The 15,953-nt window shown below is 60.4% G+C and carries 14 protein-coding genes and 1 pseudogene; 3 read left to right on the top strand and 12 right to left on the bottom strand.

What is annotated here, in order from left to right; genetic code table 11:
- Window positions 1–106: pseudogene (locus EPL03_RS19235) on the top strand (IS5/IS1182 family transposase); the annotation flags it as partial.
- A gap of 100 nt (window positions 107–206) precedes the next feature.
- Here EPL03_RS19235 and EPL03_RS20565 read toward each other — a convergent pair.
- Window positions 207–359 carry a phage terminase large subunit family protein gene (locus EPL03_RS20565; protein WP_230892484.1) on the bottom strand — a complete coding sequence of 51 codons (153 nt, stop codon included), beginning with the start codon at window positions 357–359 and terminating at the stop codon, window positions 207–209.
- A gap of 458 nt (window positions 360–817) precedes the next feature.
- Between EPL03_RS20565 and EPL03_RS20235 the strand changes: the two genes are divergently transcribed.
- Together EPL03_RS20235 and EPL03_RS19225 are read left to right on the top strand one after the other, a co-directional pair.
- The gene (locus EPL03_RS20235; protein WP_168216306.1) at window positions 818–991 is read left to right on the top strand and encodes a hypothetical protein; all 174 of its coding nucleotides are present in this window, start codon (window positions 818–820) and stop codon (window positions 989–991) included.
- A gap of 133 nt (window positions 992–1,124) precedes the next feature.
- Window positions 1,125–1,508, top strand: coding sequence for a hypothetical protein (locus tag EPL03_RS19225; RefSeq protein ID WP_115864166.1), 384 nt, complete (start codon window positions 1,125–1,127; stop codon window positions 1,506–1,508).
- A gap of 117 nt (window positions 1,509–1,625) precedes the next feature.
- On the opposite strand, the gene EPL03_RS19220 is transcribed toward EPL03_RS19225, so the two are convergent.
- The 11 genes from EPL03_RS19220 to EPL03_RS19165 all read right to left on the bottom strand — a co-directional run bounded on the left by EPL03_RS19220 (window position 1,626) and on the right by EPL03_RS19165 (window position 15,951).
- The gene (locus tag EPL03_RS19220; protein WP_135830717.1) at window positions 1,626–2,552 is read right to left on the bottom strand and encodes a transcription initiation factor IIB; all 927 of its coding nucleotides are present in this window, start codon (window positions 2,550–2,552) and stop codon (window positions 1,626–1,628) included.
- Between the two features lie 213 nt (window positions 2,553–2,765).
- Window positions 2,766–3,662 (bottom strand): DNA-binding protein, encoded by an 897-nt coding sequence (locus EPL03_RS19215; protein WP_135830716.1) that lies wholly within the window; start codon window positions 3,660–3,662, stop codon window positions 2,766–2,768.
- Window positions 3,663–4,263: 601 nt separating this feature from the next.
- A complete protein-coding gene (locus tag EPL03_RS19205; RefSeq protein ID WP_006183560.1) occupies window positions 4,264–4,794 on the bottom strand; it encodes a hypothetical protein in 531 nt (176 codons plus the stop codon).
- 9 nt (window positions 4,795–4,803) lie between these two features.
- Window positions 4,804–5,511, bottom strand: coding sequence for a DUF7437 domain-containing protein (locus EPL03_RS19200; RefSeq protein ID WP_006183561.1), 708 nt, complete (start codon window positions 5,509–5,511; stop codon window positions 4,804–4,806).
- 105 nt (window positions 5,512–5,616) lie between these two features.
- Window positions 5,617–5,940 (bottom strand): DUF7558 family protein, encoded by a 324-nt coding sequence (locus EPL03_RS19195; protein ID WP_135830715.1) that lies wholly within the window; start codon window positions 5,938–5,940, stop codon window positions 5,617–5,619.
- A complete protein-coding gene (locus EPL03_RS19190) occupies window positions 5,940–6,224 on the bottom strand; it encodes a hypothetical protein (protein WP_135830714.1) in 285 nt (94 codons plus the stop codon). The genes EPL03_RS19195 and EPL03_RS19190 overlap by 1 nt, the downstream gene beginning before the upstream one ends.
- Window positions 6,225–6,372: 148 nt before the next feature.
- Entirely contained in the window at window positions 6,373–6,708 is a 336-nt protein-coding gene (locus EPL03_RS19185; protein WP_210425044.1) for a hypothetical protein, read from the bottom strand.
- 202 nt (window positions 6,709–6,910) lie between these two features.
- On the bottom strand, window positions 6,911–8,164 hold the full coding sequence (locus EPL03_RS19180) for a phage NrS-1 polymerase family protein (RefSeq protein ID WP_015310234.1): 1,254 nt from the start codon (window positions 8,162–8,164) through the stop codon (window positions 6,911–6,913).
- A gap of 357 nt (window positions 8,165–8,521) precedes the next feature.
- The gene (locus EPL03_RS19175; RefSeq protein ID WP_135830712.1) at window positions 8,522–11,581 is read right to left on the bottom strand and encodes a type IV secretory system conjugative DNA transfer family protein; all 3,060 of its coding nucleotides are present in this window, start codon (window positions 11,579–11,581) and stop codon (window positions 8,522–8,524) included.
- On the bottom strand, window positions 11,574–12,701 hold the full coding sequence (locus EPL03_RS19170) for a hypothetical protein (protein ID WP_135830711.1): 1,128 nt from the start codon (window positions 12,699–12,701) through the stop codon (window positions 11,574–11,576). Before EPL03_RS19170 ends, EPL03_RS19175 begins: the two co-directional genes overlap by 8 nt.
- Window positions 12,694–15,951: a VirB4 family type IV secretion system protein gene (locus tag EPL03_RS19165; protein WP_135830710.1), complete on the bottom strand. Its 3,258-nt coding sequence runs from the start codon at window positions 15,949–15,951 to the stop codon at window positions 12,694–12,696. The genes EPL03_RS19170 and EPL03_RS19165 overlap by 8 nt, the downstream gene beginning before the upstream one ends.
- Window positions 15,952–15,953: the final 2 nt, after the last annotated feature.

Below are 15,953 nucleotides of genomic sequence, written 5' to 3'. Positions count from 1 at the left end.
CCACGCACGGGCGCAGGTGTTTGTTGCCCTGTGCCTTCGCCTCGTCGTCGCTATCACCAACTACGAACGTGGAGACAATCCGGGAAGTACGATCATCACGGTGTGAGAAGAGTTCTATGACACCCTCACCGCAGTTGGGTGGGAATCTCCATTACTCGTGTTCTGATCGAGATACGCAGTGAAGCCCACTTGAGGCTGCGGTCTGGCTACTCCGGCGCGACGACGTCCCCACACGATGGACACTCTGCCCAAACGCCGTCAGTCCCGTCGTCTTTATTGTATTCAACAAGCAGCCACGCAGAGGTAATCGGGTCGCCACAGTCCGGACACTGACCAAGCGACGAGTCATCGGTAGGCATGCCTAGGGGTGAAAGGAGCGTGTGACAGGTCCTTCCACGTGGAGTTCACTCCGGTTGGAAGATAAGCCTTTGGCGGGTTTACTGGTTGTACACCCCCGGATTTCCGGAGAAAATCCCGCACCAGTACCATTAACTCACTGCTGCCGGAATATCGGATACTCATGAGTGTCCGTGCGGTACTCGCTCAGCTACTCCCCGGTGACGAGCCGGAGGTCGTCGTTGAGTGCCGCCACTGCGGAACGAAGCTCCCACCAGACGCAGATCAATGTCCTGACTGTGGATCAGACGAGATCGGGCACCACCGGATTTCCGAGTAACTGATCGTGCTCCTCGGCAGCGAGCGTCATCAAACGGCACACACACCGTCTATGACTACCCCGACAAACGGTAAGTACAGGTGGAACACGCATCGTTTCATATGGAAAACCTATTTACTACGCTGGGTATTCGGTCGAAATATGCTTGACTCCCCACACGTTCGCTTTATTATCAGCTTCCTCGCCGCGTTTCCGCTCTCAGCGATTATTTCGCCACCCGATATATTCGGACAGCTGTTCGTCCTCGTACTCCTCGTAGTGGTCTCGTACTACCTGAGCTACAAAGGCGGATACGATGCTCTCCTGGGCAACTGACTCGATACATTCGCACACCTACGGAGCGGCTGTTTCACTCAGGATTTGCTGGTAAGAATTCGCCTCGATGTGGTGCGTAGCTTCGGTAAGTACAGAGAAACAACTTATCATCCAGCCAGCCGTGGTTTCCGGTATGAAGTCTTGGTCCTCGGCGTTAATCGGTCTCGGAATAGGTGGCGTGCTTGGCTATCTATTCGGTATACGGCGTGGAGATTGGTGGATTGGGGGTAGTATCGCAGTTACGTCATCAATCGCAGCGTACGGGTTTCTTGCATATCCCCAGTATCGATTCAAATGGTCTGGTCCTCACTCGAAATTCTGGTACACTCTCCTCAGCGTGCTTGCCCCGATAATAATGCTTCTCACGCCAATTAGCCCGCTCCTCCCGGATGACCTGTCGATAGTGGCCCTCTTAGGGAGTATCTGGACCGGTGGCGTGTATGCTGGAGTGGCGCTCGCACACGAGTCTCCAGACACTACTAATAACGAAGCACCATCTTCGTCTCCCAGTGATTGACGCTCGGTACGCAGGCTTGCTTATCGGCGTGTTCACCGTAGAGATAGATGAAATCAACTTCGCTGAAAGCGTTCTATGACAGCCTCTACAGACAACTGAAAATCAACAGTAGAGGCGTTAGACAGCCAGTTCGTCCAGTGTGTCGCGGTGGGTCCGAACGGTGACCGCTGAGACGTTCGCTACTTCAGCGATGTCCGACTGGGTGAGCCACCGCCCGTCTTCGCGTCCGGCTTTGTACAGACAGGCTGCAGCGAACCCGGACGGCTGAACCCCCGTGGTTGCCCCGGTCGATTCGGATGCTTCCGCCAGCTGCCGAGCCCGCTGCCGGATCTGATCGGAGACGTCGAGCTCCGACGCCAACCGTGGAACGAACGCACTGGGCGTCACGGGCTGGGCAGGAAGGCCAAGCTCCGTATTCAGCGTCTTGTACGCGTTCGTCACTCGCGATTGCTCGACGCGCGCCGGGTCGGTGACGTCCTCGAGGGTTCGCGAGAGTCCGTCGCACCGACAGGCGCCGTAGACGCTCGCGGTGGCCATCGCTTCGATCGACCGGCCCTGCAGGAGGTCCTCGTTCTGGGCGCTCCGGAAGAGCTGGCAGGCCTGGTCACGAATCATCTCGGACAGCTCAAGTGCGCTCACGATCCGGCGAACCTCACCCAGACCGTGCGCGAGATTGCGCTCGGCTTTCGACTGAAACCGCCCCCGGCTTTGCTCTCGGCGCATCCGAGCGACCTGACGGCGCTTCCGTCCGGAGAGTCTATTCCCGTTCGCGTCGGTACCTCGACCGATTTCGGTCGACAACCCCCGGTCGTGCCGCGTCGCCGTGAGCGGCGCACCCGTCCGTTCGCGTTTGCCCTCGTCGAATGCTCGCCATTCGGGCCCGTGGTCGATTCGCCGCTCGTCGACGACGAGGCCACAGTCCTCGCAGACTGTTTCGACCGCATTGGTGGTGACTCGACCGTCGCACTCGGGACACTGCTTTGCACTTGAGTCCGTCTGTACATCTTCGTCGAACGTCGTCTCGTAGATCTCGCTGGTTGCCATGATACTCACGAGGGACATTACAATGAATCGCGTCTCTCAGAGCGCCCCTCACCCGTCAGGGGCAGATAAACACCGAGCGGTGCGGAGCCGGCGCAGTGCGATGCTGTGGCGAAAGCCCGGCGGCCGTGTGAGCCGCCCGGAACGTGGAGGTTGGGTGGGGCGGCGGGAAGCGGGTGAACGGGCATCAGCAAAAAAGAAGGCCGCGTTAGCTGACTACTCCCACCACTGGCCGCGCTCTGGGAACAGCACGGTGCTCCACCCGGTCAGGGACACTGAGACGCGCCCCTGATACCAGTTCCGCGCCGCCCCGTGAATCCGCACACGCTCGCCTTCCTCCATCCAGGGTTGATTCGATTTCTCCCAGACGGTCACCTTCGTTCGTCCGCTCTCGTCCTCGATGAGTCCCACTTGGGCAATAGCCGGACTCGATGACTCCCAAAGCTGTGTAATTGTTCCCTCGATGCTCACCTCCTTTCGGTTCACGTCCTCAACCTTTTCTATCGGGATCACCTGTCCTGGCGCCGTCTGCAACTCCTCGAACACCCCGACGACCGCACTCATCATGTCTTTCCCCGTGACGACCGCCTCGGCCAGCCGCCGACTGATCGCCGCCCGCGACCATCCATCCAGCTTTTCGGCCAACCGCATCGATTGTTCGTTCACCGCTGCCAACTGCTCCTGTTCGAGTTCTGCACGCGGGTCAGCCCGTTCTGGGTCTGCCAGCGGGTCCACGCTCGCTCGCCGCTTCTGGAACCCTGCACGCCGCTCAGCGCTCCGCTTCGCCGCGATGTCTCGCGTTCGTTTTTCTCGACCCTCTTGCGTCCCGAGTTCGGCCTGGGCACTGATGCGCTCCAGCTCAGCCTCTTGCGCCTTGATACGCTCTTCCTGTTCGAGGGTCTTCCCGAACATGTGATCCGGTCCTTCCTCGACTCGCGCGTCCGGATGGTTTGAATCGACTTTCGCCTGCACTTCCATGTCGACCGTCGCCTGGAACTCCGCGGTCTCATCGACGACTTCGAAACCGTCCTCATCGACCGTCGCTTCATCGTGTTTCTCGAATGCCTGTTCATCGACCGAAACTACTTCACTGGAGACGTTCTTACTTGACATTGGAACTCACTGGTTCCTGAAGGCGCTCACGCGTCCGACACCGCGATGCTGCTACATCGCGGATTTCTCTACGACGACAACGGCCAATAGACTCGTCTGCGCGCTCTCGCTCGCGCCTTCGCGAGCGCCCTCTTGGGCGCGAGCGAGAGCGCGCCCGAGGCGGCCAACCATCCAGCCGCGCGCGCCGACCCGCCCGGAGCGAGCGGCCAGCGCATTCCCCGTTCGCCGCGACGCAACCACTGTCCGTCGCGGTCGGCGGAGCCGAGGTCCGGAGGACCCGGACGGGTGAAGCGCTGGCGTCGAGACCATATTCATTTTAGCCCGGAACGGGCGCGGGCGGTGCAGAGAGCGCCCGCATGCCCGGAATGGTCGGTCGCGAGCGACGCGGAGGGCGGCAGCGGCGAGCGGGGCGAGCCGTTACGAATCACCTGTTCATCCACTCTCGACGCTCTGTGCTCCAGCCACTACCTGGTGGACTCAGAAAGGGCGAGGCCGCTTCGGTCGTCCCCCGACTCCGCAAGCACCGAGGGACGAGGCGCGCAGCGTGGGGCGTGGGATGCCGAGCGGCTGAGGGCTTTCGGAATGAGGGTCACTACTCGGTCTAGATCAGCCGCATCGAGTCGCCCGGGTCGTCGCCGATGATGTCCGCCAAGCCGTAGACCGTGATCGCGTCCGTGTACCCTTGCGCTCGAACGGCATTTTTGATGCCTTTTCTGGCGGGCTGATCGTCTGTGAGCACGACGACACCCGTTGTCGAGCGGTCTCTCACATACTGAATGACTAGGCCCGCAAGAATTGCGTCCGTCTTCTCGACCTCGTGCTCGGCTTTAGTCGTTTCACTCGCGATGGTCCGTCTGGCGATATCGCTTGCCGCGACAGCGTCCCCGTCCGTTGGTGATGGCGCATCGATGATCTCGGCCCATCCTTCGTCGAGCGCCGTCCGGACACGATCCGTCTCTGAGCCACCGAGTTCGCCGATCACGCGCCGGGGGAGTTTGCAGACGACGCCGGCGTGCTGGATGGCTCGGCGAAATCGTTGGTACTGCGGATTCGAGGGCTGGCCGATCGCGTAGAAGATGTTCGCGTCGACGAGGACGTCCTGGTCAGCGGATAATGGCGTGTCTCGACCCATCCGATGAACTCACCTATCGGGGTCCGACGAATCCGTCGGGGCACCAGCTATCTCGTCAAGATCGGGAAGATCCATCTCGTCATGCACATCCGGGAAGAGGTACTCGAAGAACGGATCGTGCTCCCGGCCGACGGCAAGCGCGGGTTTGAGCGCGTAGATGATCATCATCGCTTCCGTCTCGCGCACGTCGATGTCGCTGGCGACCATCCGCTGAGTCGTCTTCCCCGCGAAGTGGAGCCCGGCGCCGCGCAATGCAGCGATGAGCTTCCCGAGGCCGTACCGGTCCACGAAGTACTTGATGTCCTCATCGACCTCCTGGAGCCCGAGGGCGTGGAGGGCGGTCGGCGTGATGACGATCGGGACGTACTGCTCGACGATGATGATCGGGTCGGCGGTCAGCTGCTGGGGGCGTGTCGAGTCGTCGCGGTCGACGAGGCCGAGATCGACCAGTCGGTCGACGTACTCGTAGGCCGTCGATTTCGAGAGATCGAGCGCCTCCATAGCTTCCGGTGGGGTGACCGGGCCCCAGTAGCAGATGTAGATGTAGACGCGGGCGAGTGCTGGGCGGTTGAGCAGTTCCACGACTGTTTCGAGCCGGGGCGCGTTCTCGGCCAGCGTCTCCGGCTCGAGCGTGTCTTCGGTGAGGATGTCGATCGGTGGCGGGTCCAGCGTGTCGATTCCACCATCTGGGCGAATGTGCTCGTGATCAGGAGCCATAGGAGTTAGTCCGAAGTCCGTGTACTTCAGACTATCGGTGCGGCAAGTGACGTGCTACTGGCTTATGTGAACGGACGCTGAGGGACGCTCCACCGAGTTAACCGGCTACTCGACAACGTGTGACTCGAAATCTCGCGTCCAGTACGTCGCGGGCCCGCCGGGACTACATCGCCCACACAGCTGCAACGGCCCCTCGAGATGGCCGAGTTCCACCCGGAACCGCGTGAGCGCCGCGAGGGCGTCGACGACGAGGCCACACCCGTCGCAGGCGTGATGATCGCGCTCCTCGGGATCAGGCCGCTCTTGGAGCGCACAGTCGACGCAGATCGGGTGCGTCACCCGTTCGTCTTTCCCCCAGGTATGTGCCTCGCCCATCTCTGTATCGGGACGTGCATCGCAGAAGGCACACCCAGCAAGCGTCTGTTGCATCAGTCGTCCTCCGCGTCTCTGGCGGCCCGCCAGCCGCGATGGAACACGGCGAGCTGGGTGATCGAGTCGAAGGCCTCGCCACTGGGGTCGTGAACCAGGACTTGCTGGTCAGGGATCGGCCTCACCATATCGTCCTCGATGAGATCATTCACGAGACGGCGGGCACTTTGCTCGTCGATGTCTGCCGTCGCGACCCGGGCCGCATCCCGGTCCTGTGCAACAAGTTCGGTTTCAAGCCGCTCGTGATCGGCTGTCGTGTCGTCGAGGATATCGGATCCAGTCATGGGAACTCAACTATGGCACGCACTTCGAGCGCGCCTCACGCCTTCCGGCGCGAATAAACTCGCAGGCTGGAGAGAGCGGACAGGCAGGTGGCTGACTTGGACTCTCTATGATTAACCAACAATCGCTGAAGTCTCTCGCATTTGTTGGTTAATACTCCTCGCATCCTGAATCCGTTCGCAGTTGCTGCGTGGGCTTCACAACGAACGTATCGGGGTTGGTGGCCGGCTTGGCGTGGCTTCGATTCGTTGCCAGCGACTCGGAGCGTGAGAGCTGCCAGACCAGCTTGTCGCGGACCGCTTCACGCGTGATCTGCGTCTCGTCCCACCCGAGGCGCTCGTCGTACCGACGCTTGATGAACTGCTGGCCAGTCGCCTCGGCGGCGACGTACTGATCGATTTTAGCACCCCACGCGTTCGAGGACCGGTACTCGGCACCGACGTCCTCGTGGGTGAGCTCAACGAGGACACACTCGACGAACGCCACGATCGACTCGTCACGCCGGTCGTTGGGGACGTCGAGTCGAAGGTCGGCCCATGGCGCTGTCGCTGCGTCAGATTCGTCCGGGTGGGGGTCGATACGACGGATTGGGTCTCGCTGTCGCTCAGAATGCATGTGTTGTTCCGGGGCAGTTCGACAACCCCGTCACCCATAACGGGGTGAAAAACGCTCTATCGCGGTTACATCGTTATTCTGAACTGCCGCCGAATAATCGCCCCCATACGGAGCGAGTCGCTGACTCATCCTCACTCTCGTTCGCAGTAACGGCTTGCTCGTCTTGGGGTTGCTTGGGCTCTCGGTCGCGGGCAGCGAGTTCGTCGGTGAGCCGTTCAACCTCTGCTTCGAGGGTGTCGATCCGCTCGACTTTCTGTTCGAGCGTCGCTTCAAGTTCGTCGACGCGCTCGCTCAACAGTCGATTCTTTTCGGTCAGGTACGCGCGACTCCGCTCTGAATTGTCACGGGTGTCGACAGATGATTCGGCAGAGGTGGTGTCGCGGTCTTCGGTATCATCGCCGGTGTCCGGATCGTAGAACTCCGAGGTGTTCGCAATCGCTCGCTCGACGGTCTTCTCGCCGTACGTCGACCCATCGGCGTAGTGGACCTCGTCCCACTTCTCGCGGTGAAGCCCTGACTGACGGAACAGCTGGTCCATCTGCGTCCGGTCGCCGCCGGTCCAGAACGCCAGCAGACAGCACAGCGCCATATCAGCCTCAGACTGGCTGTCGTAGCCACCCATATTCCCGTTCCAGAGCCGCTCGAACTTCTCACCGTTCGACGCGTTTCGCGCTTTCTCGAGGAGTTCCTCGTCCTCAAGGTCGACGTCGTCTGCATCATTCGTCGCTGATTGGCCGTCAGCGTCACCACGCTGCCTGGATTCGGGAGTCGTGTCACGCTCGATGTTCTGGACGTACTCGCGGTGAATCGCGTCGAGCGCGTCCTGTCGGCGTGCAACACGTGTGGGCGTTCGCCCGACGTGGTCGCCAGTGACGGTGAAAAAGCGTGCCGTGTCGTACAGTTCGACGCTCCCGCGACGGTTCCGGCCGTCAGGGAGGTCACCCTTGATGAGGACGTGGTAGCCGGTTCCAGAGGGCGACACCTCCGTGTACGAGTCGAGTCGTGCGATGATGTCCTGTGCGTCATCGTCGACGTCGCCGGTTTCGGGATCGCGGCAGTCGTCCAGATCGACGCCGACGATGGGGTCGTTGTCGGTAAACACGAACCCGACGCCATCTGCGTGCTCCGTCTCGGTGTATTCGAGCGCTGCTTCGAGGCTGCCCCACGTCTCAGGGTCCGTCGACGACGCGAATCCGCCTGTCGCTGGCGTCACCGGGATCTTCGTCAGTTTGTCGTCCCGTTCCTCTTCCCGCCAGCACACCCACTGCTCGCGTTCGCGTAGCTTCTTGGGACACTCCGAGACTACAAGTGGCGGCTCAGATTCCATCGGTATCCCTCTCGATGAGTCTCCAGTGAGTCATCTCACTCTCTTTCTCACTATCCTGATAGAAGTCCTCGCGACCGGTGGCTTGTCCAGTCCCCTGTCCAACGGGTGCTACCCGTTGTATACTAGTTGGTTTTGACCCGCGTTTTGCCCTGAACACTGCTCCCGTAATGTGGTTTTCCCATGAACATTCATCAATCCCTTGGCCTGAACAGTAATTTTGCCCTGAACAATCTATGGTATGAACTCGATATACGGGGAAGAAACGGATATATCGCGACAATTGTGATTTCGGTGATTGGGTATGATTGACCTGAATACCATCCACCTGGATTTTATCCATATATCTGATAACTCTCATTATTCAAGGAACTTCGAGCCGTCTGGCGTGAGGTCGACACCGCTGTAGACCGTCACCAGATCGTCGCCGTCTCTGACCCGATCATTTTCATACTCGACGACGTTTGCGAGCTTTCGACCGAACCAACTCGCGTTTGTCCCATCAATACCGTGCTGATCAGTCCAGGCCGAGTACGCCTGAAACAGCGTTTCCTTTGGCACTTGTGCTCCCTCAGCTTCTCTGATGTACATCGCTGCGAACGCCTCGATGCCGTCACCACTCGGGTCGATCTCCACCGACTCATCTGACGGTGCGGTAGACTCCGTCGATGGCGTCTCTTCACCGGCATCCATCGATATCGTGGCCTGTGAGTGCTCATTGGCGGGGACGCCCAGCCATAAGTCCTCCTCGTCTGGGCTCTCGGAGAGTGTATACAGTTCCCCCTGCTGGAATATTTTGAGAGCACCGTCCTCCGGAAGCAGCAACACGATGTAGCTGTCGCGCGAATAGTCCGGATCTGGGAGTTCGACATCGGGAATGAATGGTCGCTTGATCGGCGTCCATTCTGCATCGAACCCGTCTTTCGAGCCATACGTCTGCGTCTCGCCGGGTTTATGCACTGTGTACTGTCCGGTTTCGTGATCGTAGCTGTAGTAGGCCGGGACGCCGTCTTTCGAGAGTGTTCCCTCGTCTGGAACGCGAGTGAATTCCCTCTCACCATCTGACAGCACACGTTCACCGTCGTCACGCGTCCAGACTGTCCGATTCGTCTCGGATGTGCGGGGTCGAACGGCAGTTACCCCGCCGTGGGCCGTAGCGCCACCCCCGAAGGTCACGACCTCGTCACAGTTGTAGAACTGCTCGGTACCGTCCGCCCGCTCTTGCAGCGGCACCGAGAGAATATTCTCGAGTCGCGTTGCCCACTCCGTCTCGGGGTCGCCAGAGCGAACCACGAAGAGCGGGATGCGATCTGCGTCCTGTGCTCGTTTGAGGTTCTGCAAGACTTTCGCGGGGCGATCCGGTGTCGTCGTCTCGGCCTCGATGTTGAACACAACGTCGTGATCTGGGTGCGTGGCTGTCGCGTCGGGTTGCTCGCTACCGTCCTGTTCGAGGATGTCGACGCTAAACCCGCGCTCGGTGAGCGCCTGCTCGGTATCAACGAGCACTGCATCGTGGTCCGATCCGCCTGCCGACTCCACTCCGCCCGTTTCTGGCTCTACCTCGATTTCGCCCTCCTCGGACAGTCGAGCCACGATATCGCCGTCCTGTAACTCGACATCGATCAACGGTGACGCGTCCCGCACCTCTGGCAGATCGTCGTCCGCATACTCAATATCGGGATGGCTGTTCTCGAGGCGAATCGAGAGTTCCTTGTCGACATCGACGACGTCTACCCAGCCGTTCTCGTCTCGGATGCCCTCCCGCAACTGCACTGCTCGAACCGCCTCGGCCATCGTCTCGCCCAGTATCTGCGTTGGGTTCGCTGCTTTATTGGCGTCGCTGTAGATGAGATTCTGCATAATCTCCGCGTCGGTCAACGGGTCGGTTCCATACCGGTCCAAACTCGCCTCGATGATATCGTCGACTGCATCCGATGACCGTAGTGGGGGATACGGTGGGAACGTCCGGAGGAGGACAGGTTCGGAGTACCGACCGCCCTCTAGTGGGAGTTTCGTCCAGGCCTGGTACTGATCGGTCGAGATGAGGTCTTCGGCAGTGTAGTCGCGGAATCGCTTCATCAAGAGCTGGGCGTCGTCGACGTCGTTCACGGAGAAGGCGATGAGGTTGTCGCAGTTGTTCTGCATCGCCTTCCGCGTGTCCTCGCCGAACTGCGAGGGATACTGAGAGGACAAGGTCACGGAGAGACGCATCGATCGGGCGCGGGCGAGCATCGACTCGATATCGAGGTTTTCGCTCGCGATGTCGTCGAACTCGTCACAGAGCACGAAGTACGGCTCTGGATCGGTATCGTGCTCGTAGGAGCGTTGTTGGATGGCACTCCAAAGGTTCCGCATCACGCCGAGCGTGACCATCTTCTTGATGTCTGTGTTCTCGACGGGCGTCCGGACGATGACGATCCGATCGTTGTCGATGATGTCACGGAAGTCAATGGTGCTCTCGCGGTGGGAGATGATCCGCCGGATGACCGAGTTTTCGACCCACGACTTGATGCGTTTGAGCAGCGGGCGGATCGTCTCGTCGTCCATCCGCGCGATTTCGAAACAGAATTCCCTGACGTAGGGATCCTCGACGTCGTAGGCGAACTCTTCACGGCGCTCGGCGTGCAATAGCGTGAAGTACATATCGATCACCGAGAACGGCTGGTCGGACTGCATCATCGCCCGCCCCATCGACTCGGTGATCGACTCCATGTTGATCCCCCAGTACTCGTCCGTATCGAAGATCGCTTTCAGGTTCTCGATGCGATTCTCGATCTCGTTCTCACGCTCTTCTTCAGTCTCGCAGTCGGGGACTTCGAGGAAGTTCAGCCCGACCGTCTTGTCATGCTCGGTTGAACCAGGTTCGATCCAGACGACGTCGTCGAGCCGATTCTCAGGCAGCATCCGCAGGAGTTCGCGTGAGTCGCGGCCTTTCGGGTCGAAGTAGACGAATCCATACCCTGAATACGCCCACTGGACCATCATGTTCAGCAACTCTGTGGTCTTCCCGTAGCCGGTGGTTCCCGTAATCCAGATGTGGCGGAAGAGCGACTCGAAGCGGAGCGGGGCTTCGCGGAACCCTCGCTGGGCGTCCTCGTCGTACCCAATCCACAGCGGCGATGGAGCTGTATCGACGCCGGATTCAAGCATCTCGCGGACGTGTGAGCCCGCGACGGTGCCCTCGTTCAGCGTCTCAGTGATGACAGGCTTATTCCCCACGTAGTCCGTGTCCTGCTCGGTGATATCGTACGCTTCGCCAAGCAGCGACTGTGAACCCGGACTGGTCTCAGTCATCCGACCTGCGTCACCCTCGAAGCTCTCGTCAGACCTCGCTTCACGTGGCGTGTCGTCGCTCTCTAACGTGCCTTCCGACGTAACGTCCTGGTCGGCGTCGTCTCGACCGAAGAAGCGATCAAACACTATCCTCTCCTCCCTGTTTGGCGGGTCGCTCGTCAGACCGTCCTCTAGTAGCAGATTGTTCGTACTGGTCTGTATCGGCGGGAACGCGGTCGCCGCGCTGGGTGTAGCGCCAGTCGATATTCGGCGTCTCAATCTCGTTGTTCGGGATGTGGGCAACGCCAGCAAGTTCGTCGACGGTCATAATCATGCGACGGTCAGTCCATTCGCGGTTAGCCATTTTATCGACATGCCGCCGGAGCTGTCTCGCGCGCTTGCCGTCCTTGCGATGCCAGACTGGCGTATCGTCGAGACCCTGCTCGGTAATGGCGTTGTAGTACTTCCTGAACATCCCGGCGACGCCACGGGCACGGGCCTCGGCTTCGTCTTTGTCCGTGGACGCTGCGAGGACGCGGATGTTGACGTGGAACGCCTGCTGGCCGCGCTGCTGCTCGATGGTTTTGGCGGCCTGTTTGTCCTTCTCGCTCGCTGGCCGCGTGCGGGGATTCAGCCAGCCCACAGAGGTTCCCTGTCGGAGTGCGTGGGCGAGGTCGTCGACGCTGTTGTGCTTGAATCGGTCGCCGTCCGTCCATGACTGCTTTGCCGGTCGGAAGACGACCTGCGTGACGACCGTGCTGTCGTCGAGTGTGAGCATCTCGCTTGTAATCTCGCCGTACGGGTCGTTTGCCCATTCGTCGCTGTTGTGGTGGCGAATCGGGTAGTACGGAAGTTTCTCCATTTCGAGCCACGCACCAGCGACGTACTCGTCGGGGTCGATAACGGGGAAGGCAACTCCTCCATCGACGGGGAACACCTCGCTGTTGGCGTAGTTGTTGCCGACGCGGCGGCGGAACTTGTCGGCGGCCGCCTCGGTCGCGGCGTGCATGTAGAACGTGATCTTCCCCTCGTCGAACCAGACCTCGAAGGAGTGGTGGTCGCTCGTGTTCTTCCCCCGGAAGTTCGTCGTTACGTCGTGAACTGATTGGAGCAGTCCGGCGCCGTCGACGACGCCCTGGTTCTCTTTGAACGGGCGAATGCGGAGCAAAATCCCCGGCGCATCCTTCGGCTGCTGGACAAGTGGATCGTCGATCGGGAGCTGTGTGGCGTCGTACTGCGAGGTGCCGCCGAAGAGTCGATTACGCATCGTCGCTCACCTCCTCCTCGGGCTGACTAGCGTCCTCCCCGCCGTCAGCGAGCGCGGACGTCTCCTCCGTGCCGTTCCGCCGTGCATTTGCGACCACCGCATCGACGATCTCGTCCTCGGTGAATCCATCATCGAGAATGCGAGTGGCCTCGTCCTCGCAGAGATCGTAGCGACTGGTGAGGGCATTCATCCGTGCCTCGTTCTCCACGAACGCCTCGAAGTCGACCAGTTCTTCAGACTCATCGTTGATGGCTTGCTGGATGAACTCCTTATCTGCTGGTTCGTAGTCGATAACGCGCTTCTCGAAGGGGTCCGCAACGACGTGAAGCGGATACGTCCCGTGTTCCTCGACGCGAACGAGCGCCTGACTGTAGCCGAGATCTTCCTTCCCGGCGTCCGCCCCACGAACGTACTGGCGCTGCTCGCGCGTCAGCCCGATTTTGTTGGCCGTTTCGTCGTCTAGATCGGGCAGTTTGTGGAAGACTTTGATAGGGCACATGCCGAGGATCTTCTCGGCCTGGTCGGTCTCGTAGAACTCCTGGGCGGTCTGCGACAGTAAGACCATCCGGAGGCCGGCGTGGCGCTGGTGGCGGAACGCCGTTTCGAGGAAATCGAGATTTGCCTGGTCCTCGAAGAGGTAGTGGGCCTCGTCGATGGCGAGTTCGACGTTGCGGTCGGTCTTCTTCGCCTGCTGGTAGACCGTCGACAACAGCAACTGCATCAGGAACGTCTGCCGGTCGATTCCCGACGCACTCCCCTCGATCTGCCCGAGATCAATATAGACGACCTTGTTGTCACCCTCGAGGATATTGACTTCTGAGCGTTCCGCGAGGTTGTCGTACGATCCGCCCTCACGGAAAGGCTGGAATGCGATCGCCAACTCGTCCGCATACTCTGCGGCACGTTCGCGAGCAGATTCGGACGCCGCGATGTTGTGCTCGTCCGGGTTCTCCGCGACATCAGCGAGAATCCGATGGACATCGGTCATCGTCGGCGAGTTCTCGGGCGTGTGCGTCGAGATATCGTCTTCGACGACACCGGCCTGACGGTACGCCTCGTCGATGACGTACGAGAGTACGCCCGTCTCAGTCCCGAGGTCGATGTCGCGAGCGGTCAGGAAATTTTCGAGGACCGCGTAGACTTCGTCTTTCTTTGCGGACAGCGGGGAGATGCCGTCCTCGGCGTTGAGGACTTCCTGTGGCGTCTCACGGATCTCCAGCGGATTCAGCTGTGTGTCGCCACCCACCGTGATCGTCTTCGCGTCCAGGGCGTCGGCAATGCCTTTGAACCCGCCGACCGGGTCGATCATCACGAGCATCGTGTCCTGCTGGCGCTTCATCATCCGCAAGTGGCGCATAATGTCGCCGAACGTCTTCCCGGCGCCGGGCATCCCGACGACGAGTTCGCTGTGGCCGGTTTCGAGGTTCCACGGGTTGATCTGGACGGGTGAGCCGTTGTGGCCGTGGTAGCCGTACTCGACACCCTCGTCCATCATCATGTAGTTCGACGAGAACGGGAACATCGCCCCGATGGCTTGATTCGTCAGCGTCGACATTCGGTCGCGACCGAGTTCGTTCGCACCGAGGGGCGAGACAGTTGCAAGCCCTTTCTCCTGCCAGCGGTTCGCGACTTTGAGTGTGCAGTTCGCGGGGGCGTCCTTGACGATCGAGCGTAGCCTTGTCGTCTGGTTATCGAGTTCCTGCTTGCTCTCGGCGGATAGTCGGATGAAGACGCCGCCACGGTAGAACGACGCCTTGTTCGCACGGACGAGTGACCGCATGAATTTCCCACGGTCGATATCGTCCTGGAGGTCTTCGGCTTTGAGACTGTTGGCGTCGTGCTGGTTGACCTTCAGATCCGAAATCCAGTCGGCCATCATGTCCTCGGCTGATTGGGTGTCGAATGGGTCGAGATGGATGCTGAGGTCCGTCTGTAGCTCAGTCTCCAATAGAAGGCGCTCGAACATCCCGTCGGCAGGCTCTTCTGGGAACTGTTCGATCCAGAACGTCCGAACATACGTGTCGTCGTTGATGACGGCGTAGGTCGTCTCCCAGTCGACCGTCGACGGCGCGATCACCGATTGATGTAGTGTCGACGTGTCGTCGAGGCGGTCCTGATCAGCGATGTCCGTTTCTGATGCCTCACTGTCTCCACTATCGAGGTCGTCCATCGCATCGACGACGTCGTCTGGATCGGGCGTCGACGGTACGTCGTCGCTAATGCCGTGGGCGACGACTGGGAACGTGCCGATTGCGTCAGTGATGTCGCCATACTCCTCCGTCCGTCCCGTCCAGTACTCTTTGGTCACACGGGTGAGGTCGTAGGCGTCGACCGGACTGACTGAGCAGCGGTACAGCGAGGACCCACCGCGGCGAATCTGGCCGAGGCGGGATTCTAACTTGTCTTCCTTGAGTCGGTCACGTTCGGCCTCGGAGAGACCATCGGACTGGAAGCGGCCAAACACGCGCCCCACGACAGGGATGTCGGCGAGGTAGGCGAGTACGCTGTCGCCGGTTTCGTCGAGCTGTTCGACATCGGCGTCGCGAACGGCAGTGATAATGTAGTATTCGCGGATGGTCGTGCTCTCGGAGTCGATATCGCCGTTCTGGTCGGTGTTGGTGGTGATGTACTCGTCGAGCAGTCGCTTGAGGACGGGCCGTGAGCGGACGTCGGCGTCACCGAGGCGACGCTGGTGGTCGCGGACGCTGTCGTCCTGGTCAACCTCCCGGCTAGTGATATAGAACTTCACGGGGAAGTCGATGGTCGCGTTGACGAACTCGGAGAGCGAGTCCACGGCTTTCGCCCACGCCTCGTCATCCTCGAGGGCCATGTTCGCTGGCTCGACTTTCATAGCGCCGACGAGCGCGCCGTCTGACCGCTCGATGGCGTGTGGGAAGACCTGCCCAACGCGAGTTAGATAGCGGACCTCGCTATCGTCCTCGCCGTGCGTGTACTCTTTGTTCTTGACTGCCCAGCCGAGCCGTGCGGCTAGCCACTCGGTGAGCCACAAGTAGGAGGGCTTCACTTTGTGGAGCACTCCGAGGACGAGGCCGAGCATGATGCCGAACCCGAGAACGGGAATGGTGAGTGCGGCCGGGACGAGTGCTGCACCGACGAGCGTGACGAACGCCACGCCGACGAACAGCATGATCTCGCCGATCGTGTACCCCTGGAAGAACGCTGTCGTGCCGCCGAGTGACTGATGGATCCGTCGGGCGCTGTACTCCTGGTCGTCAGTGTTCGTACTCATGA

Source organism: Halorussus halobius, from assembly GCF_004765805.1.
Classification (GTDB): domain Archaea; phylum Halobacteriota; class Halobacteria; order Halobacteriales; family Haladaptataceae; genus Halorussus; species Halorussus halobius.
The sequence above is the reverse complement of the archived record's forward strand: the minus strand, read 5'-3'. Positions and strand labels throughout refer to the sequence as shown.